At 47.5% G+C, this 649-nt stretch carries 1 protein-coding gene; it reads left to right on the top strand.

Going from position 1 to position 649, the window contains the following annotated elements; all coding sequences use genetic code 11:
- Positions 1–649: biotin carboxylase N-terminal domain-containing protein (locus tag A3766_RS05040; protein ID WP_304440927.1), on the top strand; the 649-nt coding region annotated here is incomplete at both ends.

The following is a 649-nucleotide window of genomic DNA, read 5'->3' as shown; positions in this document are numbered from 1 at the left end:
ATGGATGTATTTGCAGAAATGGGAGTGACGCATTGCGGTATCTTATTGTCTGAAAAAGACAGTATTGTTTATCAAAATGCCTTGGCGCCAGAACTGCGCCAAATCAACAATCCTGACCGCATTCACCGTGTGCCAGACTACAGCGGCGCAGATAAAGAAGAGCGTGTTCAGCGCATAGAACAGATCATTCGCATTGCTAAAGAGAACAACTATAACGCTATTTTTGCCGGCTACGGCTTTATGGCCGAAGACGAAGCGATGGTTGGCGCAATGGAAGAAGCCGGTCTGAACTTTATTGGCCCTTGCTCGGAAACGGTTCATAAAGCAGGCCTAAAAGACGAGGCGAAGCGCACCGCATTGCAAGTCGGCGTCAGTGTAACGCCTGGAATCAACAATGCTACTGCCTTGACACTCCTTAAAAAGCATAGCGATGAAAAGGCGCTACTGTCTTTAGTCAAAAAAGAAGGCTTAGCACTCAACCAAGAACGCTTTGAAAATGCCGACTCAATTGAAGATAAAGCCGACGTCGTGCTTGATGCAGGCTACAAAAAAGGCATCGACCTTTATAGCGTGGCAGAGCTTCAGGAAACCATCCGCGAGCAAGTAATCAAGATTGGCCAGGAGTACCCTGAAAACCGTATTCGCCTGA

Source organism: Oleiphilus sp. HI0132 (assembly GCF_001635845.1).
This window is presented reverse-complemented; position numbering and strand designations above follow the sequence as displayed.